23 protein-coding genes are annotated in these 24306 nt (G+C 52.0%); 11 read left to right on the top strand and 12 right to left on the bottom strand.

Annotation, left to right across the window (positions count from 1 at the left end):
* Nucleotides 1-15: 15 nt before the first annotated feature.
* From GWC94_RS05065 to GWC94_RS05055, 3 genes are all read right to left on the bottom strand, one after another.
* Nucleotides 16-567, bottom strand: a complete 552-nt coding sequence (locus GWC94_RS05065) for a hypothetical protein (RefSeq protein ID WP_161833948.1) — start codon at nucleotides 565-567, stop codon at nucleotides 16-18.
* A 228-nt stretch (nucleotides 568-795) separates the two neighbouring features.
* Nucleotides 796-1809, bottom strand: a complete 1014-nt coding sequence (locus GWC94_RS05060) for a dipeptide epimerase (protein ID WP_161833947.1) — start codon at nucleotides 1807-1809, stop codon at nucleotides 796-798.
* A 63-nt stretch (nucleotides 1810-1872) separates the two neighbouring features.
* Nucleotides 1873-4683: a 4-alpha-glucanotransferase gene (locus tag GWC94_RS05055; RefSeq protein WP_235918463.1), complete on the bottom strand. Its 2811-nt coding sequence runs from the start codon at nucleotides 4681-4683 to the stop codon at nucleotides 1873-1875.
* A 139-nt stretch (nucleotides 4684-4822) separates the two neighbouring features.
* On the opposite strand from GWC94_RS05055, the gene GWC94_RS05050 reads away from it, so the two are divergent.
* The 4 genes from GWC94_RS05050 to GWC94_RS05035 all read left to right on the top strand — a co-directional run bounded on the left by GWC94_RS05050 (nucleotide 4823) and on the right by GWC94_RS05035 (nucleotide 8583).
* On the top strand, nucleotides 4823-6448 hold the full coding sequence (locus GWC94_RS05050) for an acyl-CoA carboxylase subunit beta (protein WP_161833946.1): 1626 nt from the start codon (nucleotides 4823-4825) through the stop codon (nucleotides 6446-6448).
* A gap of 79 nt (nucleotides 6449-6527) precedes the next feature.
* On the top strand, nucleotides 6528-7313 hold the full coding sequence (locus GWC94_RS05045) for a PhzF family phenazine biosynthesis protein (protein WP_161833945.1): 786 nt from the start codon (nucleotides 6528-6530) through the stop codon (nucleotides 7311-7313).
* Between the two features lie 63 nt (nucleotides 7314-7376).
* The gene (rnhA, locus tag GWC94_RS05040; protein ID WP_161833944.1) at nucleotides 7377-7874 is read left to right on the top strand and encodes a ribonuclease HI; all 498 of its coding nucleotides are present in this window, start codon (nucleotides 7377-7379) and stop codon (nucleotides 7872-7874) included.
* Between the two features lie 55 nt (nucleotides 7875-7929).
* The gene (locus GWC94_RS05035; RefSeq protein WP_161833943.1) at nucleotides 7930-8583 is read left to right on the top strand and encodes a Dph6-related ATP pyrophosphatase; all 654 of its coding nucleotides are present in this window, start codon (nucleotides 7930-7932) and stop codon (nucleotides 8581-8583) included.
* Between the two features lie 6 nt (nucleotides 8584-8589).
* Here GWC94_RS05035 and GWC94_RS05030 read toward each other — a convergent pair whose 3' ends face one another.
* Both GWC94_RS05030 and manA read right to left on the bottom strand, forming a co-directional pair.
* Entirely contained in the window at nucleotides 8590-9168 is a 579-nt protein-coding gene (locus GWC94_RS05030; RefSeq protein ID WP_161833942.1) for a DUF6580 family putative transport protein, read from the bottom strand.
* A gap of 77 nt (nucleotides 9169-9245) precedes the next feature.
* A complete protein-coding gene (manA, locus tag GWC94_RS05025; protein ID WP_161833941.1) occupies nucleotides 9246-10448 on the bottom strand; it encodes a mannose-6-phosphate isomerase, class I in 1203 nt (400 codons plus the stop codon).
* 73 nt (nucleotides 10449-10521) lie between these two features.
* On the opposite strand from manA, the gene GWC94_RS05020 reads away from it, so the two are divergent.
* A complete protein-coding gene (locus GWC94_RS05020; protein ID WP_161833940.1) occupies nucleotides 10522-10881 on the top strand; it encodes a YraN family protein in 360 nt (119 codons plus the stop codon).
* 195 nt (nucleotides 10882-11076) lie between these two features.
* On the opposite strand, the gene GWC94_RS05015 is transcribed toward GWC94_RS05020, so the two are convergent.
* Nucleotides 11077-11589 carry a YkgJ family cysteine cluster protein gene (locus tag GWC94_RS05015; RefSeq protein ID WP_161833939.1) on the bottom strand — a complete coding sequence of 171 codons (513 nt, stop codon included), beginning with the start codon at nucleotides 11587-11589 and terminating at the stop codon, nucleotides 11077-11079.
* Between the two features lie 98 nt (nucleotides 11590-11687).
* Here GWC94_RS05015 and xerD point away from each other — a divergent pair, with 98 nt between their 5' ends.
* Nucleotides 11688-12587, top strand: a complete 900-nt coding sequence (xerD, locus tag GWC94_RS05010; RefSeq protein ID WP_161833938.1) for a site-specific tyrosine recombinase XerD — start codon at nucleotides 11688-11690, stop codon at nucleotides 12585-12587.
* A gap of 75 nt (nucleotides 12588-12662) precedes the next feature.
* Here xerD and GWC94_RS05005 read toward each other — a convergent pair whose 3' ends face one another.
* On the bottom strand, nucleotides 12663-14591 hold the full coding sequence (locus GWC94_RS05005) for a vWA domain-containing protein (protein WP_161833937.1): 1929 nt from the start codon (nucleotides 14589-14591) through the stop codon (nucleotides 12663-12665).
* A gap of 78 nt (nucleotides 14592-14669) precedes the next feature.
* Between GWC94_RS05005 and GWC94_RS05000 the strand changes: the two genes are divergently transcribed.
* From GWC94_RS05000 to GWC94_RS04990, 3 genes are all read left to right on the top strand, one after another.
* On the top strand, nucleotides 14670-15239 hold the full coding sequence (locus GWC94_RS05000) for an RNA polymerase sigma factor (RefSeq protein ID WP_235918462.1): 570 nt from the start codon (nucleotides 14670-14672) through the stop codon (nucleotides 15237-15239).
* A complete protein-coding gene (locus GWC94_RS04995; protein ID WP_161833936.1) occupies nucleotides 15236-16621 on the top strand; it encodes a carboxypeptidase-like regulatory domain-containing protein in 1386 nt (461 codons plus the stop codon). Before GWC94_RS05000 ends, GWC94_RS04995 begins: the two co-directional genes overlap by 4 nt.
* 123 nt (nucleotides 16622-16744) lie before the next feature.
* Nucleotides 16745-17587 carry a DUF2911 domain-containing protein gene (locus GWC94_RS04990; protein ID WP_161833935.1) on the top strand — a complete coding sequence of 281 codons (843 nt, stop codon included), beginning with the start codon at nucleotides 16745-16747 and terminating at the stop codon, nucleotides 17585-17587.
* A gap of 88 nt (nucleotides 17588-17675) precedes the next feature.
* On the opposite strand, the gene GWC94_RS04985 is transcribed toward GWC94_RS04990, so the two are convergent.
* Entirely contained in the window at nucleotides 17676-18935 is a 1260-nt protein-coding gene (locus tag GWC94_RS04985; RefSeq protein WP_161833934.1) for an aminotransferase class I/II-fold pyridoxal phosphate-dependent enzyme, read from the bottom strand.
* Between the two features lie 131 nt (nucleotides 18936-19066).
* On the opposite strand from GWC94_RS04985, the gene pafA reads away from it, so the two are divergent.
* Both pafA and GWC94_RS04975 read left to right on the top strand, forming a co-directional pair.
* Nucleotides 19067-20713: an alkaline phosphatase PafA gene (gene pafA, locus GWC94_RS04980; RefSeq protein ID WP_161833933.1), complete on the top strand. Its 1647-nt coding sequence runs from the start codon at nucleotides 19067-19069 to the stop codon at nucleotides 20711-20713.
* 184 nt (nucleotides 20714-20897) lie between these two features.
* Nucleotides 20898-21869, top strand: coding sequence for a YitT family protein (locus GWC94_RS04975; protein ID WP_161833932.1), 972 nt, complete (start codon nucleotides 20898-20900; stop codon nucleotides 21867-21869).
* Nucleotides 21870-21952: 83 nt separating this feature from the next.
* Here GWC94_RS04975 and GWC94_RS04970 read toward each other — a convergent pair whose 3' ends face one another.
* From GWC94_RS04970 to GWC94_RS04955, 4 genes are all read right to left on the bottom strand, one after another.
* On the bottom strand, nucleotides 21953-22765 hold the full coding sequence (locus GWC94_RS04970) for a hypothetical protein (protein ID WP_161833931.1): 813 nt from the start codon (nucleotides 22763-22765) through the stop codon (nucleotides 21953-21955).
* Nucleotides 22766-22775: 10 nt separating this feature from the next.
* A complete protein-coding gene (locus tag GWC94_RS04965) occupies nucleotides 22776-23288 on the bottom strand; it encodes a heavy-metal-associated domain-containing protein (protein WP_161833930.1) in 513 nt (170 codons plus the stop codon).
* A gap of 65 nt (nucleotides 23289-23353) precedes the next feature.
* Nucleotides 23354-23785 (bottom strand): heavy-metal-associated domain-containing protein, encoded by a 432-nt coding sequence (locus tag GWC94_RS04960; protein WP_161833929.1) that lies wholly within the window; start codon nucleotides 23783-23785, stop codon nucleotides 23354-23356.
* A gap of 94 nt (nucleotides 23786-23879) precedes the next feature.
* A complete protein-coding gene (locus tag GWC94_RS04955; protein ID WP_161833928.1) occupies nucleotides 23880-24263 on the bottom strand; it encodes an HYC_CC_PP family protein in 384 nt (127 codons plus the stop codon).
* Nucleotides 24264-24306: the final 43 nt, after the last annotated feature.

Below are 24306 nucleotides of genomic sequence, written 5' to 3'. Positions count from 1 at the left end.
TTAGAAGCCATTAACCTAACCTCTTCTGCCGTTCCAGCGACCGCCGCCATTCCAGTTATCGTAGTCGCGGTCGTTATCGCGCCCGTCTTCGAAACGTCGGTTGTCAAATCGCTGGTTACCCCTGCCGCGGTTAAAACGGTCGTCGCGGTCGTCGTCATCGTCATCCTCCCACTTGTTTCGCCTGTTGTTCATCATGCCCTGGTAACCGTATCCATTGTAATACCTGGCGTATTTTCTCCTGTACCTATCAGGATGCGCGTACGGACAGGGATCGTTGATAAATACCTTGTAACCGCGTGCCAGGTCATAATTCCTATAATAGCCGGGCAACTGCTGTGCATAGATCCATTGTCCCCTGTTATCGAAATAAACGAACTGCGCACGCTGCAGGTCGTAATAAGCGTCTATCTCGGGCAGGTAATAAAAATCACCCATCTGCTGGCCCGGGATACCCCAGCTGGGACGACCAATATTCAGGTTCACGTTCACACGCAGCTGTGCTTCCGTATGATTTGCATAAAGAGAAGCACCTACCGCGAAAGCCGTTGCGAGTAATAAATTTTTCATATAGAATGGTTTTTATTACCCAGTACCATCCAAAGCCGGTGCCAGAAATACTAACAACTGTTATAGTTCTGTGAATGATTGCGCGGGCGGGATCGGTTATCGGCGAGTGGGGGGATGGAAGGCGGCGGGAAGGTATTGCTACTAAATGGCTATATGGTTGTATGGCTGAATTGTTGTCTGGAAACAATGCAGCCATACAACCATTTAACCATATAACAATGCAACCTCTCACACCACCCTCACCCCCAGACCAGGCGCTCCCGACAACCCTACCTGTCCATCCTGGAACGAGATGCCTGTCGCGAGGTCTTCTGACAGCAGCAAAGGGCCGTCCATATCTGCATGATCCAGCTGGGGAAGAAAATTGGCGATGGCTGCGGAGCCGATGGAGGATTCGTTCATACTGCCCATCATTACCTGCATATCCAGTGCACGCGCTTCCCTGATCATCCGCTGTGCGGGTGTGATGCCGCTGCATTTGGTGAGTTTGATATTGATGCCATGAAAATGGTTCTGGCATTTGCTGACATCTGCTTCCGATACACAGCTTTCATCTGCAAACAACGGAAGCGGCGATTGGGCGTACAGGATTTTCATCCCCTCCCAGTCGTCCTTTGCCAGCGGCTGCTCAATGAATTCAACGCCCAGGGAAGCAAGCGCGGGTATTTTCGCCAGTGCTTCATCAACCGTCCAGCCGGCGTTGGCATCCACACGAAGCACCGCATCGGTATGTCTGCGCAGGGCTTCCACGATACCGATATCTTCGGCCGTGCCCAGTTTGATCTTATATACCGGCCATGGTTTGGCTTTCATTTTTGCCACCATTTTTTCAATGGTATCGATTCCGATGGTGTAGTCGGTGACAGGTGTGTTCTCCCAGGCTGTATTCCAGAGCCGGAACAGCGGTTTCCCTTTCATTTTACCAAACAGGTCCCAGCAGGCCATATCAAGCGCGCATACCAGGAAGGGATCGTTGGGAAAAAGATGGTGCAGGTAATGCCAGTAGCGCTCGGGCTCCGTCAGGGCAAATTTCTCCACCAGGGTTCTTTTCGATTCCAGCGTCTCTATCAGTTGCTCCACCGTTACATTGTAATACGCAATGGCCGGTGCTTCTCCATAACCCACCTGGTCGCCCAATTGCAGCGCCACCACCAGGGAAGGCTGGTGCGTTTTGCTGCGGCCGCCGGAGATCGTAAACGGGTATTCAAAGGCAAGACTGACAGATCGGTAGTACAGCTTCAATGGCGGTTGTTTTTTGCAAAGAAACAGAAGAAGCCCGAAACCGCCATCGCAGGCATGGACGCACTACCGGCCGCTGTCTTTCACCATTTTGTTCAGGGCCGTGTTGAACGACTCCTCGGCGAGCAGCTGTTCAAGACAGATATGCATGCGGTATTGCCAGTAATGCCTGGGGTTGGCAGGTATATTGATGCGTTCTTCGACGGGATCTTTTCTGCGTAAGCTTTCATCGATGCCCAGCAGGTCCTGCAACTGAAACACGCTCCACATAGCGGGAGAATACAGGTGCTGCACCAGGATCGCTTTATTGATCCAGGCTTCGCAATCCTGTGGCGCTTCCCCGGGCTGGCCAAGCTGCTGGTTGTAAAAATGCTGCGTGCGTTCGCGGTCCTCTGTCCACCAGCCGCGAACCGTGCTCATATCATGCGTAGAAGGTGTTACCACACTCAGGTACGGTGCATTGGCGGGATGAAAGAATTCCTCGGCAGGATTTTTCGGCATACGCTGTATCTCCAGGCTGAGCAGGCCCAGCTGTTTCATTACATCGGGCACACAGGCCGGTACCATACCCAGGTCTTCGCCGCATACCAGCATATTCGTAACACGCTTCAGCGCCGGCAGTTTCTGCATGGCTTCGCGCATCCAGAAATCGTCCTGTCTGCGGAAAAAATAATCCACGTACACTTCCCTCAGCTGGTATTGTGTATGCGGATCAAGCTGCCGGAAAGAACTGGTATGCTCCATACCGAAACGGAAATGGTACTGCTGCGCCTCGCCGTTCTCTGCTTCAAACAGCAGCACATTGCTGATCAGCTGGTACAGTCCCTGCTGCACTTTCGAATGCAGGGTATCCTGTTCCAGTGTGCTGAAATGCGCTTCCACTTTCCGTTGCGTATCGTACTCGGGTTTGAGTGCATACTGGCCAAAGCCATCGTATTTCAGGAACAGGCTTTTCACGAGTTCACTGTCGGCGCCAAACAGTTCACGCAATACTTCATCGTTGATAAAGGGCCGGGTATAACGGTGATGGTCAAACCAGATCTGCCTGCTGTGGAATTCTGAAATATGTACGGGTATGGCAGGAACAAAATGCCCCATGATGCCTTCCACCGCATCCATGGGTATGCTCCAGATACGGAAGAACCCCAGTATATGATCGATACGGAAGGCATCGAAATAATCGCTCATCTGTTCAAAGCGCTGTTTCCACCAGGCAAACCCGTCTTTGCGCATGCGTTCCCAGTCGTAGGTCGGAAAACCCCAGTTCTGCCCCGTAACGGCAAAATCATCCGGCGGTGCGCCCGCCTGGAAATCCATATGGTACAGTTCGGGCGACTGCCAGGCATCGGCGCCGTAGCGGTATACACCGATGGCGATATCGCCTTTTACGATCAGTCCGCCTGCATGTGCATACGCAGTGGCTTCTTTCAGCTGTTTGTGCAGGTGATACTGTACAAAATAATGCAGCGCTATTTCTGCAAACGCCCTGGAAGATGGATCGGTCAGTTCGCTGACCGACTGCTCATCGTATTTTTTATAGGCAGGCCACTGGTGAAAATTAACGGTGCCATACTGATCGCGCAGGTAGCAGAATGCGGCATAGGGAACCAGCCAGTGCTGGTTCTGCGAAAAATACTGCTGGTATTCGGGCTCCTGCAGAAAGGTTCCATCCGATGCCTTATATGCCGTTTGTATGTATTGCCATTTAAGTGCGGCAACGGTTTCATAATCCACTTTGTCAAGCGCGTTCAGCCGTTTACGCTCCGCCTCCAGTTTCTGCAGTGCCCTGGTTTTGCCGGCAAGTTTATCGAGGTTGAGGTAGATGGGGTGCAACGCAAAAGCCGAGATGGCCGCGTAAGGATAGGAATCCATCCAGGTATGCGTTGCCGTTGTATCGTTCACCGGCAACAGCTGGATCATGGTAAGACCGGCTTTTTTGGCCCAGTCAACCAGCAAGGGTATATCGCTGAACTCGCCAATGCCAAAACTGTTCCCGGTACGCAGACTGAACACGGGTATGGCAATGCCTGCGCCTTTCCAGGTGTCGGCGGGCAGGGCCGCCCATCCGTCGTGGGCCAGCGTTTGCCGGCCCGCTTTCCCTGAATCGTGCAGCACGCGGTTGCGGCCGTCTTCGTAACCCACAAACTTCCCGGCAACCGTATCGTATACCCCGTATTTGTAGGCGATGGGAAAGCTATCTCCCGACAGGTCCACCGGCAGTTCATACGCATCCTCTCCTGCCGCGCGGGCCATCAGCAGCGGGCGCTCTTCGTCCCAGTTACGCAGCGCAGCGCAGCTTCCCAGTACACACAGCGTTTGTCCCCGGGGCAGCAACGGCGTTTTTACATGCAGGGTATGCGTGTATTTTTCAGGCGATGCAATGACAACGGGCGTATGGTTGTCCTTCAGCAGCACTTTGCGGAAAGGCTCGGTGTAAAAACTATTTTCAAAATAACCTGCATGGTTCCAGGCGTCTATACAAACCAGTTCTTCAGCGCTGACCCTGGAAGGATGGATGTATTTATCCGTGCCCCAGTCAAAGCGAAAAGTGCCGTCCGCGTTGCGGAGAACATAATTGTATACGATTTTCTGGTCGAGCGACGCGATGGAAGACACATCGATTGCCAGGTACCAGTTGCCCTCGTCAAAATATTGCATGGGCAGGGCCTGCTCGGGCTGGTTGCCGCCCAGCAGCGGATGGTCGCCCATCAGGAAAAGCTCCTGCCCGAACTCCGTATGAAAACCCACCCGGAAAATCAGTTTCTGCAAACCGGCTGCCGGCTTTTTTGCCTCGCCGGCGGGCGGTATACGGCCGGTATCCCCGCCAGCCAAAGCCTTATCGTTTTTGTGTTCTGCTGGTAACTTCTTCCTGGGCAATGCAAATCATTTTGGAGCCCTAAGATAATAAAACAATGTGTAAAGAAAACACATCAAAACAGCCGCAGGGTTAGACAGCCACCGCCAAACGAACGATCAACCCGAATGCTGCCTATATTTGTAACTAACAACCGTTCGCATGAATATGGATAACCCCAATAAAGACTGGATGCTGCAAAGCCTCGATCAGATGAACCGGTACCGGGAAACGATCCGGCTGGGCGGCGGCAAAAAAGCCATCGACAAACAGCACGAACGCAACAAGCGCACGCCGAGGGAACGGATCGATTACCTGTGCGATCATGACCGGCCCTTTATCGAACTCGGCAGCTTTGCCGGTTTTGAGATGTACGAGGAGCAGGGAGGCTGTCCTGCGGGCGGTACCGTGGCGGGCCTTGGGTATGTGAGCGGCAGGCAGTGCATGATCGTTGCCAACGACCAGACAGTGAAAGCCGGCGCCTGGTTTCCGGTTACCGGCAAAAAAAATCTGAGGATGCAGGAGATTGCCATGGAGAACCACCTGCCGGTGATTTATCTGGTAGATAGTGCCGGCGTATTCCTGCCCATGCAGGATGATATCTTTCCCGACAAAGAACATTTTGGCCGCATCTTCCGCAACAATGCGCGTATGAGCGCAATGGGCATTACGCAGATAGCGGCCGTGATGGGTGCATGCGTGGCCGGCGGCGCCTACCTGCCCATTATGAGCGATGAAACGCTGATGGTGGAAGGCAACGGGAGTATTTACCTTGCAGGCCCCTACCTTGTCAAAGCCGCCATCGGCGAAGAGGTAGACAGCGAAACCCTTGGCGGCGCGGTTACGCACACCGAGATCAGCGGTATTGCGGATTACAAATTCAAAACAGAAGAAGCCTGCCTGGATCATATCAAAAAGATCGTAAGCAAACTGGGATGCCCTGCCAGCGCGGGCTTCGACAGGATCACCCCTGCTGCACCGAAAAAAGAAGCCGCCGGTTTGTACGGCATCCTACCCGAGGGAAATGCCAAACCCTACGATATGCTGGGCATTATTGAGCGTATTGTTGACAACAGCGAGTTTGACCAGTTCAAACAGGATTATGGAAAAACGATTCTCTGCGGCTATGCAAGAATAGACGGATGGGCGGTGGGTATTGTTGCCAACCAGCGCCTGGTGAGCAAAACAAAAAAGAACGAGATGCAGATAGGCGGTGTGATCTATAACGACAGCGCCGACAAAGCCGCACGTTTTATCATGAACTGCAACCAGAAAAAGATACCGCTGGTGTTTCTGCAGGATGTGACCGGTTTTATGGTAGGAAGCCGCAGCGAGCAGAGCGGCATCATCAAAGACGGCGCCAAACTGGTGAATGCCGTTGCCAATTCCGTTGTGCCCAAATTCACGATCATTGTAGGAAACAGTTTTGGCGCCGGCAATTATGCCATGTGCGGCAAAGCCTACGACCCGCGTTTTATCTATGCATGGCCCTCAGCCAGGATAGCGGTGATGGGTGGCGAACAGGCCGCTAAAACATTGCTGCAGATTCAGGTGGCGGCCATGAAAGCAAAAGGAACTTCGGTGCCGGCAGAGGAAGAAAAAAAACTGCTCGACACCATCCGCAGCCGCTACGATAAACAAACATCGCCTTACTATGCTGCCGCGCGTTTATGGGTAGACAATATCATAGACCCGTTACAGACCAGGCAGGTGATTGCAGAAGGAATTCATGCAGCCAACCAGAACCCGGTATCCGGCGATTTCAAAACGGGTGTGTTCCAGGTCTGACAATCGCATTTTCCCGGGTGTTTTATTTGTAAACGCCCGTTACCGTTTATGCGCTACCTTGCCGATTCAATAACCGGCTATGAATTATCCGATATACACCGTTGATGCTTTTACCGATCATGTATTCGGCGGCAACCCTGCAGCGGTTTGTCCCCTTCAGACATGGCTGCCCGACAGTGCCATGCAGCGGCTTGCCAATGAAAACAATCTTTCGGAGACCGCATTTTTTGTGAAGCGGCCCGACGGCAGCTACGATATCCGCTGGTTTACGCCTGAACTGGAAATAGACCTGGCCGGACATCCCACCCTGGCTACTGCATTCATTATTTTTCATCACCTGGGTCATGAGAGCGATCAGATACTTTTTCACACAGTGAAAAGCGGTGATCTCACCGTAATAAAAAAAGGCGATCTGCTTGAAATGAATTTCCCTGCGCGTATGCCGGTTAACTGCACGCCACCCGAAGAACTGCTGAAAGGATTTTCCATCGCACCCGCCAAAATACTTCGCTCGCGGGATTATTTCCTCGTATATCGCTCGCAGCAGGAAGTGGTGCAGGTGGTGCCCGATTTCCAGTATTTAAATAAGGTTGAAACACTCGGCGTGATCATCACTGCCCAGGGCGATGACACCGATTTTGTATCCCGGTTTTTTGTACCCAATTCCGTGATCGGCGAAGACCCGGTAACCGGTTCCGCCCATGCAACACTGATCCCTTACTGGGCAAAGGAGCTTGGCAAACCCGCACTTACCGCCGCGCAGCTATCAAAAAGAAAAGGGCATCTCTGGTGCACGTCGTTAAACGACAGGGTAACCATTGCCGGCAAAGCGGTACTGTATATGCAGGGAACCTATTACCTGTAAACAGCCTGCTGCACAGGCCGTTTTTTTGTGAATGTTTTACTTTTGACTTTGATCTGATCTTACATGTCTGCACACCCATTGATCATTTATACCGACGGCGCGGCAAGAGGCAATCCCGGAAGGGGTGGTTACGGCGTTGTGCTGCTATGGGGCGAGCGGCGAAAAGAATTGTCTGCCGGTTACCGCCTCACCACCAACAACAGAATGGAATTACTGGCCGTGATCGTTGCATTGCAGTCGCTGACAAAAAAGAATATACCGCTTGCCATTTATACCGACAGCCAGTATATCGTGAACGCGGTGGAGAAAAAATGGCTTGATAACTGGATCAGGACGGATTTCAAAGGCGGTAAAAAAAACAAGGATCTCTGGCTGCAATACCACCAGCTTGCCAGACAGTACCAGATAAAATTTGTTTGGGTAAAAGGCCATGCAGACAACCCGATGAACAACCGCTGCGACGAATTGGCCACTGCTGCGGCAGACGGCGGAAATTTACTGGTGGATGAAGCATACGAACGTGAAACGGACAATATCCGGTTTGGCGGGAGTAAGGATTAAGCAGTGGATCTGCGGTTGGATCAGCCAACCAATTTTTTACTTTTGACTTTTCAGCATGAAAAATGCACTATGTAGCTGGAGCGGGGGAAAAGACAGTTGCTATGCGCTGATGCAGGCGATGCAGTTGGGCGTGGTGCCCCTTGTGTTGCTGAACGTACTGAACGAAGCGGGCAGGATCTCACGCAGTCACGGCATTCCATCAGACATACTCGAAGCCCAGGCAGCAGCGGCGGGACTGCCCATACACCTAATCAGCAGCAGCTGGCAGGATTACGAACCCAATTTCAAACAGGCGCTGACCGAACTGAAGACTGCCTACAACCTGCAGCAGGCGGTATTTGGCGATATCGATCTGCAGCCGCACCGCGACTGGGAAGAAAAAGTCTGCGCGGCAGTGGGTCTCACCGCCCTTTTGCCGCTTTGGCAGCGCGAGCGGAAAGCCCTGGTTATGCAGATGCTGCAAAGCGGGATAGAAACCATCATCGTAAGCTGCAACAGCGTGATGGGAGAACGTTTCCTCGGAAAAACCATTACACCCTCACTCATAGAAGAGCTCGAGGCACTGGGCATTGATGCATGCGGCGAGAACGGCGAATACCATACGCTGGTGCTGCATTGCCCGTTGTTCCGTAACAGGATACCCGTAGCGGTAACCGGCACGGCACAACACGAGCACTACTGGTTCAGTTCATTGAAACTGGTAGGGTAAGGTTGGCTAGGCTTCGGCCTCTTTGGCCGCAAACCTGTCTTTTACGATATAATACATACCGAACAGCACCGCCGAAAACACCAGTGTGGCCATTACGCTGTTCTTGAAAAACGGCAGCGCATCGCCATAGGTAAGCAGTAACCCGTTAAAGGTTTTCGGGCGGTCGAGACCGAATCCGCGGTTGCTGGCCCATACCAGGAAATTGGATATCAGGAAATAGGTGGTCGGCGCGGCCAGGGCAGCCAGCACCACATTACCCACCCTGCGTGTATTGATCAGGAAACCAAAACAGGTAATGCCCACAAACAGGAGGTAGTTAATCCACTGACCATCATAAAAACCCCTGATCAGCGTGCTGCCATTGCTGTAGATGTACATGGCTTCGTAGAGCAGATCAGACAGTAACAGGGATATCAGCGGTGCTGCAAAAGCCCATTTCTTGTCTTTGACAAAAATGGCGCCGCTGAACAGCCCTATCGCAATCTGCGGGGCAAATCCCATTGGCCGCTGGGGCATAATGCGATACAATGCACTTACTACCACCATCAGCACCAATGAAATGATTAATGATCTGTTGATTTTCATTTTCTGTTATTTCGGCTACAAAAATAAGCGTTATGGCCTTTATACAAAGGGCAATTTTCAACGGGTGTGCATAGCTTTTACGGAATAAACGCTTTGAACAGCAGGGCGTGTCCTGAAGCATCAATGGTGTATTCCCCGCCGGGCAGCACCGCCACGGCTTCGCCGCGTTTCAGTACAAGCGAATTATTGACCAGCACACCGCCTTCGGTCACGATGATTATTTCAAACGAAGCTGCCTGGCCGCTGTACTGACCGCCGCCCGTCAGCCGGATACGCGCCATACCAAAATCCGCCACCGGACAGGGGTACAGTGTTTCACCGGGCAGCCGCTCCTCACCTTTCATAATTTGGGGAACGATGCTTTGGAATGATGTCTGCTTCAGTAATTCCGGTACGTCGATGTGTTTGGGCGTAAGACCTCCCCGCAGTACATTATCGCTGTTGGCCATCAGTTCCATCGTCTGGCCTTCCATATAGGCATGCGGTATGCCGGCTCCCTGAAAAACGCCTTCTCCCGGGTTTACCTTAACGATATTGAACAGGTAGATCGAAAAAACAGCCCTGTCTATTTCACCGGTGAAGGGCGCTGTCTCGAATAGTCTCGCCACCCACCAGCCGGGCATTTCTTTTGTCAGTTCTCCTTCCCGTTTACGCCTGATCTCGCGTTTAACCAGGTCTTCGAGCAGAAAGTTTATATCCAGTTGCGGCATTTCCATCACCAACCGGTACAGGGCCTGCAACCCTTCCTTGCGGAAATAGGGAAGCAATACATTGAACTCGGGTGTTTCATCCAGCACTTTTTCAATGGCGGCAAGCGGAAGGAACCCGTGCAGCAGCCAGAATTCGCTCAGCGCCACCATCATTTCGGGCTTGTGGTTGCGGTCTTTGTAATTGCGGTGCGCAGCATCGCGCGGAATGCCCAGCGCCTCTTCCCTGTCAAACCCTTTTTCCGCTTCCTGCTTGGAGGGATGCACCTGTATGGAGAGAATGTCTTTTACATCCTGCACTTTAAAAAGATACGGCAGTTCGCCAAACCGGTCGGCCACTTCCTGCGAAAGCGCAGCGACCGCATCCTCCGCAATCAGCCGGCTGAGGGGAACGGCGCCCTGTTCCGTCTGCAGTTCAGATGGCGCAAGCGCATGGGCGCCCAGCCAGTACTCGGCATAGGGCGCAAGCCGGCTATTGTCTTCGCCCAGCAATGCCGGCAAAAACGCATACCCCCCCCAGGCATAATGGAACACTTTACCCTTCAGTTTATAGACCTTTTCTTTGAGTTGCATACGTATTAATTACGGGTATTAATCGGGCCCTGCCCCTGCGCAAATATCAGGCATCCCGCGTTACTTTCAGCCTATGCAATCATCCAACCGGCAAACCGGTGAAAAAGGCGAGGAAATGGCGGCGGCCTTTCTCTCGGCCAAAGGCTATCGTATCATCGAGCGCAACTGGCGTTTCCGTCATTGGGAAGCCGATATCATTGCCGCGCGGGGCGACCGGCTGCATTTTATCGAAGTAAAAACAAGACAGTCCCTTCGCTATGGCAGACCGGAAGAAAGTATCAGCCGCGAGAAAATGAATCACCTCAAACAGCTTGCAGAAGAATACCAGTACCGGCATCCCAAATGGAAATACATCCAGTTCGATGTAATGGCCATCACGGTAATCGATGAAACCGCCAAAGAAGTGTTTCTGATTGAAGATGTGTATTTCTGAGAAGAAGGAATACTGAATTAGTGGATTGGCGGATTATGGATTAGTGGATTCTCTCTGCGCAACTCTGCCCCTCCCCGTCTCTGCGGTGAACGCTTCACTTTCTTTTTAAACGAAGAGATGTGGTGTTTCGCAGAGAATCCGCGAATTCGCTAATCCATAATCCGCCAATCCATACTCCGCTAATCCGGAATCCACTCATATAACCACCCGCTCCATCAGTTTCTCCACCATACGGTAAGAAGCCGGACAATACTCCACGTTCTGCTGATGCACATGCAGGTAGTCCTTCATCTTTTTCTTTTTGAGATAGGGAAAGCCGGCGCAGTCGGCGGGGCGCACCGCGTAGATACTGCACCTATTTGTTTTCCTGTCGAGGAACTGGCAGGGCTGTTTTTTATTGATCCAGTCGCCATCCTTCTTTTCATACACCAGCCATTTTTCCGTAAAGGCGGCAGGCGTCATATTGAGATGTGCGGAAATGCGCAGCACATCTTTTCGCTTGAAGGTAGGTGTCATGCGCTTGCAGCAGTTGCCGCAGGCCAGGCAATCCGTTTCGGCCCATACTTCCGCGTCTATCTGTTCTGCCATCTTATCCAGTCCGGGTGCGGGGTCTTTTTCCAGCCGGCCAAGGTACCTGCGCAGTTTGCGGTGGTTCTCTTTCATTTTCTTACGGAAGGTGCGGAGCGATACGATCATGGAATTTGCCAAACGATTTGATAAAAAAAGGCAATATCGTTTACCTTGCCATCAATTCCAAAAATGGAAGCTGCCGGTGGATTATCTATGCATAACCCGGTGTAAATCGTATGTGGGAACCGTATAAAAAAGGGTATAAGGCCTGGCTGCAGCTCGAAAAATCGCTCAGCGATCATTCTGTTGAAGCCTACCTGCGTGACCTGGAAAAACTCACCGGCTTCCTGCAGACAAACAACCTGCTCAAAACACCCGACGAAATAATGCTGACTGATCTGCAGGCATTTGTAAAATGGGTTGGGGAACTGGGTATGACGCCGTCTTCCCAGGCGAGGATGATATCGGGCATCCGGAGTTTTTACCGGTATTGCCTGGTGGAACAGCTGACACAGGCCGACCCCTCTGCCCTGCTGGAAGCACCCAGGAACCGGAGAAAACTTCCCGATGTGCTGAGTTTTGAAGAGATTGAAAACGTGATCGCACAAATAGACCAGAGCAGACCCGAGGGCGGCCGCAACAAAGCCATTCTGGAAACCATGTACAGCTGCGGGCTTAGGGTAAGCGAGGTGGTGAACCTCAAATTATCGGCGCTTTACCTCGATATCGGTTTTATACGGGTTACGGGTAAGGGCGATAAGGAGCGGCTGGTTCCCATCGGTTCCGACGCGGTGAAATACCTTACGCTGTACAAAGAAAACATCCGCGTACACCAGCCCATACAACCGGGGTTCGAAGACATCGTGTTCCTCAGCAAACGGGGTAAACCGCTGAGCCGGGTGATGATCTTTTACATCATCAAGGACCTCGCCCGCAAAGCCGGTATCACCAAGAACATCCACCCGCACACCTTCCGTCATTCCTTTGCCACACACCTGGTAGAAGGCGGTGCCGATCTGCGTGCCGTGCAGGAAATGCTGGGCCATGAAAGCATCACCACCACCGAGATCTACACACATCTCGACAGGGATTACCTCAGAGATACCTTACAGCAGTTTCATCCCGCATTCAAATAAAGAGGATTGAGCCGCAAACCCACCAACCCAAATTCCCAATTCCCAATCCCCCATTTCAAATTCCAAATTCTTCCCCTACTCCTCTCGCGCCAGGTCTTTTTTTCCGCTGATCGATGCGGCTTTGCTAACCAGTTGCAGGAACTCTTTCCGGTAGCCCTCTTCATCCGCACCTATTGCTTTTTCGGCCAGACTGAGTATGGATGCATAACTGCTGTGGCCTTTGTACGGCGAGTTGCGCAGCAGCATACCGAAAGATGCCACCGAAGAAGCAAATCGCAAATTCTGGGAGGACTGGTCCAGCCCTTTCGCATCTCCTTTCAGGTGAAACGATAACAAGTTGCTTTTATCGCCATCGGGTTGTTTGTAACGCACTTTTACCGTCAGTACCTCTCCGGCCGGTTTTTGCTGATCGGCGGTTGCTGCGGAGAGGTTTACCTGGTAGCGAAGCGAATCCACCTTACCCGTTGCAGGCATGGGCACGCCTTTGGGAACGATCTCGTACAAAGCCGTTACGGTATGCCCGCTGCCCAGTTCGCCCGCGTCTTTTGCATCGTCGTTAAAATCTTCTTTTGCCAGCATCCGGTTCTCGTAACCGATCAGGCGGTAACCCTGCACCTGCTGCGGGTTAAACTCCACCTGCAGCTTTACATCTTTGGCAACGGTGAACAAGGTGCCGCCGAATTCAGACACGAACACTTTTTTGGCTTCGCCGATCTGGTCTATGTAGGCATGGTTGCCATTGCCCTTGTCGGCCAGCTTCTGCATTTTGGCATCCTGGTAATTGCCGCTGCCAAAACCCAGTACGGTCAGAAACACACCGCTTTTTCTTTCTGCCTCAATCATCCGTTCCAGCGCATCATCGCTCGAAAGACCTACGTTAAAATCACCGTCGGTACACAGTATCACGCGGTTGTTGCCTTTACTGATAAAATGTTCCCGCGCGGTTTTATACGCCAGCTGAATACCTTCTCCGCCCGCGGTTGAACCACCTGCCTCCAACTGGTCAATCGCTTCCCTGATCCGCATTTTCTGATCGCCCGGGGTAGGTGACAATACCAGTCCTGCCCTGCCTGCATACACCACCAGCGAAACCCTGTCTTCCTCCCGCAGCTGGTCAACCAGCAGTTTGAGCGATTCTTTGACCAGCGGCAGTTTATCCGGAGAGTACATGCTGCCGCTTACATCGACCAGAAAGACCAGGTTGGAAGCGGGGAGTCTTGACATATCGATTTTTTTTGCCTGCAGGCCGATCATCGCCAGCTGGTGCTGCGGATTCCAGGGACATACGGCCAGTTCGGTATGCACCGAAAACGGATCGGCATTCCTGGGTTGTTCGTACCGGTAGGTGAAATAATTGACCAGTTCCTCCACACGCACAGCGCCTTCCTGTGGCAGCTGACCGCTTTTAAGTATCCGGCGTACGTTGCTGTAGGATGCCGCATCCACATCGATGGAAAAAGTGGACAGTGGATTGTCCAGCACTTTCTGGTAAGGGTTATCGGTGATGTGATCATATCCTTCCCTGTCAAAGCCTGGCAAGGGCAGCTGCATCCGCGGCGCACTGCCATACCCGTAGCTGATCGATGGCGTTGCTGCGCTGTTCAGACCGGCGGTGGCCACCAGGGTATGCCGGGCTGCTGCAGTAAGTCGTGTGGCCTTATCCCTTGCGCCGGCAAGCTGCTTCTGAGCGGCCACCATGGCTTCGTTCAGTGCCGGTTCGATCGCTTTTAATACGATGCGCAGGGGTTTGCCCAAGCCTATCGGCACCTCGGTGGTTTGATAGCCGATGCTGCTGACCAGTAACACATCGCCATCGTTTGCCTGGATCGTAAAACTGCCGTCCCTTGCCGCCGATACCGATTTGCTGGTTTGTTTGATCAGTATCGTGGCATAACCGATGGGCTGCCCCTTATCGTCCACAATTTTTCCGGTTACCGTATGCGGCGGCACCACAAAACCCGCTGCCATCACCCATAACAGCAGGCTGCACAATAGCTGTTTCATAAAGCATGTTTTCGGGAAGGATGCCCGAATTTTACCGATTACACAACCGTATCGAAAAAAAATTATCTTCAGGTTACCATGGTGCCGGTGATACATATGGATAATCCCGATCCGCAGTCGGACGAATCGCTGCTCAGGCGGTTCCGTGCCCATGGCGACCAGCAGGTGCTGGCCACACTCTACCTGCGCTATTCCGACCTGGTATACGGCACTGCGCTGAAATACCTGAAAGATGCCGAACAGGCCAAGGATACCGTGATGAATATCTACCAGGAACTGCTGGTAAAACTGCCGGCGCACGAGGTAGACAATTTCAGGAGCTGGTTATATGTGGTTGTTAAAAACCATTGCCTGATGATCCTGCGAAAGCAGAAAAAAACGGTTACGGTGGAATTTCAGGCGAATTTTATGCAATCGGAGGATTTCAGTCATCTGGATACGGTACTGGACAAAGAAAACGAACTGCAGAAACTGGAAAAATGCATCGATGCGCTGCCGGCAGAACAAAGCAACAGCATACGGTTGTTTTACCTGCAGGGAAAATGCTACAACGAGATCACCGCAATCACCGGGTCTGACTGGAACAAAGTAAGAAGTCTCATACAGAACGGAAGAAGGAACCTGAAAATCTGTATGGAAAAAACATGAGCGAACGCCGCCAACATACTACCCCTTATACACATTCAGATATCGAAAGATACCTGCAGGGAAAGCTGTCCTCCACCGAGATGCATGCCATGGAAAAAGCGGCTTTGCAGGACCCCTTCCTGGCAGATGCGATCGAAGGTTTCAACCAGGCGGACAGTTCTGTCAGCGGGCAGCACCTGTCGGCGATAAAACAGCAGTTGCTGCAGGAGCCCGCCCCTGTAAAACACATCGGTGCCGCGGGCGGAGCCAACTGGTGGCGCGTTGCGGCGGGTGTTATCCTTGTTACAGGTGCGGCCGGTATCGGATGGCTGCTGTTCAGGTCTGACAGCAAAAACGGCACGCAGCGGGAAACCGCGGACATAAGGGTTACACCGCCGTTACCGGCTATAGCAGACAGCACCACAGCTTCGCGTGCTGAGCCAGCCAAACCAGCAGCCACTAAGACAGTACCCGACAGAGAGCGGCAACTGATGGCAAGGGCGGAAAATGCGCGGCGCGAAAAGACCCGGGCAGAAAAACAGGCCGCCGACCTGGCCGAACAGCATTCGCTGATGGCCGCGCGTACCGCCAGGGAGCCTAACCCGCCGGCGGCTCCCCCGCCATCCGATTCGGAAATGATACAACAGTCGCTGGCAGCGGTAGGTGTTATCCGCAGGCGGCAGGGCGCAGGGGTTACTCATTTTGGACGGCAGCAAAACCCGGGTATTACCGGTGCAGCTGCGAAAAATATCAGCCGGAAAAATACAAGCGGCATTGTCCTGTCTGAATTCAATGGCGTGGTAAAATCCGATAGCCGCGAGGCGGTGCCCAATGCCACCATTGTTCTCACCGGCGAAAAAACGCAGGCTGCCTCCCAAAAACGAATGGCTGCCACCGGTATCACCACCAACGATAAGGGAGAGTTCCGGTTTCTGGCGCCCGACAGCATACACCAGGTACAGGTAGCCGCCGTTGGGTTTGTTCCCAGGCAGTTGACGCTGGCTACGGGCAGGCCCGCAGAAATCCTGCTCAGCCCTTCGCGCGAAGCGCTTGCTGAAACGGTGATGGCCGCTGCCGGCGATCCGCAGGCAGGCAACGATTCCGTTCTTGCCCGGGCGCTGAATACCATCCAGCCGGATAAAGGCTGGGGGTCTTTTAACCGGCAGCTGAAACAGGCGCTTGCCGGTACGAACCTGATAAAAAACCGCAGCACTTCGGGGGCACCTATACAGGCTGAGATCAGCATAGACAGGAACGGAATGGTTTACGATGTAACCCTTCGCCGCAGCATTGGCAGGGAGGCCGGCGAAGCGCTTATCAAAACGCTGAAGCAGGTAAGCGGCTGGACGGAACGGGGCAAGCCACTGGTGAATACCACCCGCAGCGTTACGATCGTTTTCTGATCATCGGCCCGCCAAAACGTTTTACAGTCATCACACTGGTTACCGCTTGTCCGCAATCAGCAGATCCGGAGGTATTTGTGGCGGATAATACATTAGGTTTGCTGTCTAAACAAGTTACGCGATATGAAAAAAACATTGCTGATGGCTGCTATGATATGCAGCGCCGGTGCTTTTGCGCAGATAAGAATACCTGCCCCCAGCACCACACAAACCATTACGCAGGCTTTTGGTTTGGGCACCATCAAACTCACGTATTCCCGGCCCAATATCCGCGGCCGCGTGGTTTTCAAAGAAAACAGCGAACTGGCACCGCTGGGTAAGCTGTGGCGATTTGGTGCCAACGCGGCAACCCGTATCAGTTTTACCGACCCGGTAATGGTAGGCGGTAAACTGCTCGATACCGGCAGCTATGTGCTGTATGCAAAACCCGGAAAGGAGTACTGGGACATCATTTTCAACAAAGGCCTTACCAATTCCGGCACCGATGGTTATAAAGAAAGTGAAGATGTGGTTACCGTGCGGGTAAAAGCAGAGAAACTGGGTATGGAAATCGAAACCTTTACCATGCAGTTTGGCGATATCAGGAGCGAAAGCTGTGAACTGCAGGCCTACTGGAGCAATACCGCTGTTCGGGTGCCGATGAGCAGCAATATCAAAGACCGCATCCGCGCGCAGGTTGAAAAAACATTGTCGGCAGATAAGGTTGAACCAGGTAACTACCAGGCCGCCGCCACCTTCTATTACGAATGGGATAAAGACCTGAACAAGGCGCTGGTAAACATCAGCAAGGCTGCCGATGCCAACCCAAAAGGTTACTGGCTGTTCCTGATGAAGGCGCGTATTCAAAAAGATATGGGCGATAAGGCCGGCGCCAAAGCAAGCGCCGAAAAAACCATCGAAGTTGCCACGGAAGCAAAGAACGATGACTATGTACGGCAGGCCAATGAACTGCTGAAAAAGCTATAGCGGTCCTTGCATTACAACAGTAAAAAGGGACAGTCGATCACATCGGCTGTCCCTTTTTTATTGTTGATTTTCGTTTTCCGGTTTCCGTTTACTTCACTTCGGCCATATCCGGTATCGCCTCTGCCTTGTAGGCGCCGGCATCAAGTTTGGCCTTGGTTTCGCTGAACGCCGTAAGGGTTTCCTGAATGTCCGCATCGGTATGCGAAGCGGTGGGTATCAGCCGGTAAATGATATGTCCTTTAGGAATAACCGGGTATACCACGATGGAGCAGAAGATATGGTAGTTCTCACGGAGATCCATCACCATGGCTGTGGCTTCTTCCACGCCGCCCTTCATGTATACCGGTGTTACCATGGTATTGGTATTGCCGATATCAAATCCTCTTTCTGTCAGTCCTGCCTGCAGCTTCAGCGCATTCTGCCAGAGTTTTTCTTTCAGCTCGGGCATGGTACGCAGCATCTCGAGTCTTTTCAGGTTACCGATCACGATCGGCATCGGCAGACTTTTGGCGAATATCTGTGAGCGGATATTGTAACGGATATAATCGATGATCGCTTTGTCGCCTGCCAGGAATGCGCCGATAGAAGCCATCGATTTGGCGAAGGTGGAGAAATACAGATCGATACCATCCTGGCAGCCCTGCTCCTCTCCTGCGCCGGCGCCGGTTTTACCCAGCGTTCCAAAACCATGCGCATCATCCACCAGCAGCCTGAATTCGTATTTATTTTTCAGATCGATGATCTCTTTCAGTTTACCCTGGTCGCCGGCCATGCCGAATACGCCCTCTGTGATCACCAGTATACCGCCTGCATTCTGTTTGCTGATCAGGGCCGTGGCGCGCTCCATCTGCTTATCGAAATCCTCGATATCGTTGTGCTTGAACACATACCGGTGACCGGGATGCAGCCGCAGACCGTCGATGATACAGGCATGGCTTTCCGCATCGTAAACGATCACATCGTGGCGACCGCAGACCGCATCGATGGCGCTCATGATACCCTGGTAACCGAAATTCATCAGTATCGCATCTTCCTTGCCCTCGAATTCGGCCAGCTCGCGTTCCAGCTGTTCGTGGTAGTTGCTGTTGCCGCTCATCATACGCGCACCCATCGGTAAGGCCAGGCCAAACTGCTGTGCCGCATCTGCATCTGTTTTGCGGATAATGGGATGATTGGCCAGACCGAGGTAATTGTTCAGGCTCCAGACCACCATTTCCTTCCCTCGGAATTTCATGCGGCTGCCGATCTCTCCTTCCAGTTTGGGGAAGGCAAAATAACCATGTGCTCTTTCACGGTGCTGTCCTATGGGACCATAACTCCTGAGTAATTTCTCGAAAATGTCTGCCATATTATCAAATTATCACTTTTTATGAAAAATCGGTGCAAAGCTAACCTTTTAGGGCATAAAGGGCAAGGCAATTATTCGTCAACACTTATCTTCACACCCGGAACTCAGGACTGAAAACCAACAAGAAACAAATGAAACGAGTGATTTTGTTAGCATTTGCCGGCATTTTTTCCTGCCAGGCGGCTTTTTCACAAAAAACCGGCGAAACGGGCGCCCAAAGACCAAAACTGGTGGTGGGCATCGTCATCGACCAGATGCGCTGGGATTACCTGTACCGGTTCAACCCGCTGTTCAAAGCCACCGGTGGTTTTAAGCGAATGATGGGCGAAGGCTTTTCCTGCGACAATACCCTGATCCCCTACACCCCCACCGTGACGGCCTGCGGTCATACCTGCGTTTATACGGGAAGCGTGCCCGCCATCCATGGCATTACAGGCAATGCCTGGTGGGATAACCAGGCCATGCGCTCCGTGTACTGCAGCGAAGACAAAACCGTGATTGGTGTTGGCAGCCAGTCTGCCGAAGACGGACAGATGAGTCCCAAAAACATGCTGGTGACCACTGTTTGCGACGAACTGCGCCTGGCAAGCAATTTCCAGAACAAAGTGATCGGCATCGCCATCAAAGACCGCGGTGCAATACTGCCTGCAGGCCATTCGGCCAATGCCGCCTACTGGTACGAAGCGCGTACCGGAAACTTTATCACCAGCAGCTGGTATATGAACGAATTACCCGCCTGGGTAACCCGCTTCAACAACCGCAAACTGGTTGACTCGCTGTATAAACTGAACTGGAAACTGCGTATGCCCGCGGGGGACTATGCCAGATACGCCACCGAAGACAGCAAGGCCTACGAAGGCCGCCCGCTGGGAAACACGGCCACAGGATTTCCCTATGACCTGACGGCATTTGCGGGCAAGGACTACGGCAAGATCTCCTCCACCCCATGGGGTAACACACTCACCGTGGAAATGGCCAAAGCGGCCGTTGCGGCCGAGCAGCTTGGCAAAGGAAACACCACCGATTTTTTAGCCGTAAGTTTTTCTTCCCCCGATTATGTGGGACATGCTTTCGGTCCCAATTCGATAGAGCAGGTGGATGATTATATCCGTCTTGACGATGACCTGGGACGCCTCTTTGCCTACCTGGATGCCACGGTGGGAAAAGGACAATACACCGCCTTTCTTACGGCAGACCATGCCGTGGCGCATGTGCCCGGTTTTATGAAAGAGCATAAACTGCCTGCAGGGCTGTTTGATGAATCGGGTATGCGCAGATCGCTGAATGCAAAACTGAAATCGCTCTATGGCATCGATAACCTGGTGGTAAGCACCTACAACTACCAGCTTTCACTGAACCATCCGAAGATCGATTCTGCAAAACTGGATGAGGCTGCGATCAAAAAACTGATCATCGATACGCTGAAAGCCAACCCCGCAGTGGCCAATGCATTTGCCACCGCCGATATCATGACCGTGCCCATCGCCAAAACACTGCGCGAAATGCTGGCCAATGGCTATTATCCCGCACGCAGCGGCGATGTGCAGCTGATACTGAAACCCGGATACATCGAAGGCGGTCTTACCGGCACCACGCATGGCGCCTGGTATCCCTACGATGCACATATCCCTTTGTTATGGTATGGATGGGGCATCAAAAAAGGCAACACAAAACGCGAAACCTATATGACCGATATCGCACCCACGGTTGCCGGACTGCTCAATATCCAGATGCCAAGCGGTTCTGTGGGCAAAGTGATAGAAGAAGTGATGAAATAAATACCGCTGCGACATCGGAAAACAGTTTGCCCTGCGCAGATTAGAATACCGTTAGAATATTTTTTTGTTACCGGCAACTGTAAGCGCTGACTATCACCGATAAGTCGGCGCTTATTTTTTTCGTACTGATTTTTTTAACATTTATCGCTGCGCATTCTTTTCTCATTCCCTTATTTTTAGCGATATGAGGGGATTTCTACAGAAGATCATTACCGAACTGATCCTAAAGGATAAAAATGCGCAGAAGAACGAAGTGTATTCAGACTATGCACTGGCAAAAGGCTTCCGCGAATTAAAGATCACGCTGTCCCGCGGTTTGAAAGATATTTTCCTGGTCACGCTTGGCATTGCTTCCGCTGCATTCGGCCTCGAGGGTTTTCTGTTACCGAACAATTTTATCGACGGCGGCGCCACCGGTATCTCGCTGCTGATCAGTGAGACCGCGAAGATCCCTTTGTATTTCCTGATACCGCTGGTGAATATTCCCTTTATGTTTCTTGCGATCAAAGTGGTGGGGCGCTCCTTCGCCATCAAGACCGCGCTGGCCATCACCGGTCTTGCCATCTGTGTTGCCAGTTTTCATTTTCCGGAGGTTACACATGACAGACTGCTGGTAGCCGTATTCGGCGGTTTCTTTCTCGGTGCGGGTATCGGGCTGGCCGTGAGAGGCGGCGCCGTGATCGATGGCACCGAAGTGCTGGCCATTTTTCTCAGTCGCAAATTCGGCACCACCATCGGCGATATCATTGTGATCATCAATGTTATTGTCTTTTCAACGGCGGCGTACCTGTTCAGCCTGGAAATGGCGCTTTATTCGATGATCACCTATCTGTGCGCATCCAAAACCCTCGATTTCATCATCGAAGGCATCGATGAATACACCGGTGTTACGATCGTATCAACCCATAGCGATGAGATCAGGGAAATGATCACCACCGTACTGGGACGCGGCATTACGGTATACCGGGGCAAACGCGGTTATGGCACCAGCGGGGAGAAAAAAGACATCGATATCCTGTACACCGTGATCACCCGACTGGAACTGAACAAACTCAAGGTCGAGATACTGAAGATCGATCCGCATGCCTTTGTGGTGATGAACAGCGTGAAAGACACCAAGGGCGGTATGATCAAAAAACGTGCACTGAAACACTGAAGTAAAAAGCGCCGGATATATGTTCCGGCGCTTTTGATTTGTGGGCTGCACTCATTCGGGTAAATACGAATGCCGGCCGGCTCCTATTTAAGCACATTCAGAAACTGCCATTCCAGGCTCAGCAGCCAGCTGTTAGGCGACATACGATGCATATCACTTCCCAGCTGAAAACGGTACCCTACATTCAGCTTTGCCTCGCTGTTGAAGATCAGCTGCGCCGCCGGCGCCAGGTCAACGAAATACCGTTTTTTATCGGTTGTCTGTTGACCCAGTAACTCCAGGTACAGGTTCAGGTTCATCTGGTTATAACTGGTGTATTTTTTCGGCAAAACAAGGTATCCCGCAGACAGCGAATAGTTAAACGCCTGGTAGGGCGCAACCTGCGGCAGGGTCTTGTTCCAGCGGCTCTCCTGCAACAGTTCCGTAAAACTGATGGTCGAAGACAGCGCCAGTTTGTGCAGCAGCTGCGTGGCGATGATACCCGCCTGTATTCCCGACTGGTCTCCTTCCAGGCTCAGCTCATCGTACATGGCTTTGTTGCGGCTGTAAGACGCTTCAGCGAAAGCCGCCATCCGGAAATGGCGGTACATATCGTCGGAAGACAGGAACCGGTATTTGGCATAGGTACGCACGCTCTCAAACCGCAGGCTGGAAGAATACATATCGGAAAAAGTGCCCGCTACATGCCACATAAGCTTTTTGTTCACACCCAGCATCAGCTCCGTGGTATGCCGGCTCTCGGTGCGTGCCGACATATCGCTTCGCAGCCATTTTGCAGTCTGCTTTACACCCAGCGAACGCGATGGCATATTGCTGGCCGGTTCGGAAAACACATACAACTCCTGCCCCGCCGCCCTTACCGAAAGGAACAGCGCCAGGATCGTCCATATACGCATAGAAGCGGTTTTAAAGGGTTACATGATACACACGCTTGCCATCCATGGTTCCGGATGCATAATATTTCAGCGCAGTGAGCTTCTCGTATTTTTTTGCTTCTTTTTCCGAAACAAAGTTCTTATCCACCACGCGTACCGTCTTTTCTCCATTCAGCGTCTGTGCGGGAACATTGACAAAATGAAGCAACTGGTTATCGATACTGAGATGTGTATTCGGTTCCACCTTCTCGTTCTGGAATTTTGCCGTAACCTGTAAACCGGAAACGGAGAATCCCGCGTCGCTTACGGCTTTGCTCAGGTCATCGAGTTTTATTTCCGCATCCTTTTTAAACCTGATATCGTAGGAAGAACCCTCGATATCGGGTGTTACTTTCTCAACGGATGCCACCGAAGACAAAGCTTTGTATACCGCTTTGGAACACATGGCGCAGGTAAGACCGCTGGCCTGCAAACGCGCCTTGGTGATCTGTGCACCGGCGCTTACCGATGCCAGTACAGCCAACAGGAAAAGATATTTTTTCATGATTATGGGGTTAACGGATCATCCCGCAATGCGGGATGATCCGCAGATGAATAAATTAAAAATGATCAGCAACAGTTTTTTTCATCGCTGTGGCAGCAGGCAGATTTCTCCGGACTGCAGCAGTTCATCGCAGTTTTTTTCCGCTTTTCTTTTGTGGCTGATTTGCGCTCGTATTTGCAGCAGTCATCTAGGTTGTCGTAGGCCTTATCATCGCCGGCGATATCGCGGGTATCATAACCTGCAGCCGCTACTTTTTCCTGTATCTGGCGGTTGCTGGTTTTGGAAGATTCGTAGGTAACCGACAGTACCTTGGTGTTCTTGTTCCAGACTGCAGAGGTGGCGCCGGCCTCTTTGGCCGCTTTTTCGATATGGCCCTTGCACATGCCGCAGTTACCCCATACTTTGATGGTTTCGGTTTGTTCGGCTGTTTTTGACTGGCTGAATGAAGTGATGGAAATAAACAGGCAGAGACCTGTGAGGTATGATAAAAGTTTCATAATGGTGTTTTGAATTTGATAAAATGTACCCATGTCCGTTACATGCAGGGATGCATGCAAACGCGTGCAGTCGTGACCGGCTTAACCCAACGTATCAGATTCTGAAAACACAATTACGGAGATAGGTATCCTGCTCCGACAGCAAAGGAGGTGAATGAACCGCCGGTTCTATACGGTCGGCAGAAACAACGGCTTCCCGGTTCCATACGGGAACGGCCTGCGCTGCCTCCGCTTCGGGGGCATGTATCGCATAGTTGGTATAAGACGCATGCTGAACATCGTCCAGCTTGAATATCCTGGACTCCGTTTTGCAACAGCCTTTCTTTTCGCTCTTCTTACCGCAGCCACAGGTCCTGGCACCCAATACATTCAGGTTAACCGATTGCCGCTTGCCCATACAGTAGTGAACGTTCATCACCACACCGCTGCTGACAGCGAAATAGATAACGGTCAATATGGCTACCAGGGAGCGGAGCATGCGTCAAAGATATTAAACTTATCAAAAAAGCCTGTTAAAAACG

Origin of the sequence: Sediminibacterium soli (assembly GCF_009939225.1) — a bacterium.
GTDB classification, from domain to species: domain Bacteria; phylum Bacteroidota; class Bacteroidia; order Chitinophagales; family Chitinophagaceae; genus Sediminibacterium; species Sediminibacterium soli.
This window is presented reverse-complemented; position numbering and strand designations above follow the sequence as displayed.

What these genes read in the sequence shown, in the direction of transcription:
- GWC94_RS05065 (WP_161833948.1), bottom strand. Translation starts at nt 567, where the DNA reads ATGAAAAATTTATTACTCGCAACGGCTTTCGCGGTAGGTGCTTCTCTT.
- GWC94_RS05050 (WP_161833946.1), top strand. Translation starts at nt 4,823, where the DNA reads ATGAATATGGATAACCCCAATAAAGACTGGATGCTGCAAAGCCTCGAT.
- GWC94_RS05045 (WP_161833945.1), top strand. Translation starts at nt 6,528, where the DNA reads ATGAATTATCCGATATACACCGTTGATGCTTTTACCGATCATGTATTC.
- rnhA (WP_161833944.1), top strand. Translation starts at nt 7,377, where the DNA reads ATGTCTGCACACCCATTGATCATTTATACCGACGGCGCGGCAAGAGGC.
- GWC94_RS05035 (WP_161833943.1), top strand. Translation starts at nt 7,930, where the DNA reads ATGAAAAATGCACTATGTAGCTGGAGCGGGGGAAAAGACAGTTGCTAT.
- GWC94_RS05030 (WP_161833942.1), bottom strand. Translation starts at nt 9,168, where the DNA reads ATGAAAATCAACAGATCATTAATCATTTCATTGGTGCTGATGGTGGTA.
- manA (WP_161833941.1), bottom strand. Translation starts at nt 10,448, where the DNA reads ATGCAACTCAAAGAAAAGGTCTATAAACTGAAGGGTAAAGTGTTCCAT.
- GWC94_RS05020 (WP_161833940.1), top strand. Translation starts at nt 10,522, where the DNA reads ATGCAATCATCCAACCGGCAAACCGGTGAAAAAGGCGAGGAAATGGCG.
- xerD (WP_161833938.1), top strand. Translation starts at nt 11,688, where the DNA reads ATGTGGGAACCGTATAAAAAAGGGTATAAGGCCTGGCTGCAGCTCGAA.
- GWC94_RS05005 (WP_161833937.1), bottom strand. Translation starts at nt 14,591, where the DNA reads ATGAAACAGCTATTGTGCAGCCTGCTGTTATGGGTGATGGCAGCGGGT.
- GWC94_RS05000 (WP_235918462.1), top strand. Translation starts at nt 14,670, where the DNA reads ATGGTGCCGGTGATACATATGGATAATCCCGATCCGCAGTCGGACGAA.
- GWC94_RS04995 (WP_161833936.1), top strand. Translation starts at nt 15,236, where the DNA reads ATGAGCGAACGCCGCCAACATACTACCCCTTATACACATTCAGATATC.
- GWC94_RS04990 (WP_161833935.1), top strand. Translation starts at nt 16,745, where the DNA reads ATGAAAAAAACATTGCTGATGGCTGCTATGATATGCAGCGCCGGTGCT.
- GWC94_RS04985 (WP_161833934.1), bottom strand. Translation starts at nt 18,935, where the DNA reads ATGGCAGACATTTTCGAGAAATTACTCAGGAGTTATGGTCCCATAGGA.
- pafA (WP_161833933.1), top strand. Translation starts at nt 19,067, where the DNA reads ATGAAACGAGTGATTTTGTTAGCATTTGCCGGCATTTTTTCCTGCCAG.
- GWC94_RS04975 (WP_161833932.1), top strand. Translation starts at nt 20,898, where the DNA reads ATGAGGGGATTTCTACAGAAGATCATTACCGAACTGATCCTAAAGGAT.
- GWC94_RS04970 (WP_161833931.1), bottom strand. Translation starts at nt 22,765, where the DNA reads ATGCGTATATGGACGATCCTGGCGCTGTTCCTTTCGGTAAGGGCGGCG.
- GWC94_RS04965 (WP_161833930.1), bottom strand. Translation starts at nt 23,288, where the DNA reads ATGAAAAAATATCTTTTCCTGTTGGCTGTACTGGCATCGGTAAGCGCC.
- GWC94_RS04960 (WP_161833929.1), bottom strand. Translation starts at nt 23,785, where the DNA reads ATGAAACTTTTATCATACCTCACAGGTCTCTGCCTGTTTATTTCCATC.
- GWC94_RS04955 (WP_161833928.1), bottom strand. Translation starts at nt 24,263, where the DNA reads ATGCTCCGCTCCCTGGTAGCCATATTGACCGTTATCTATTTCGCTGTC.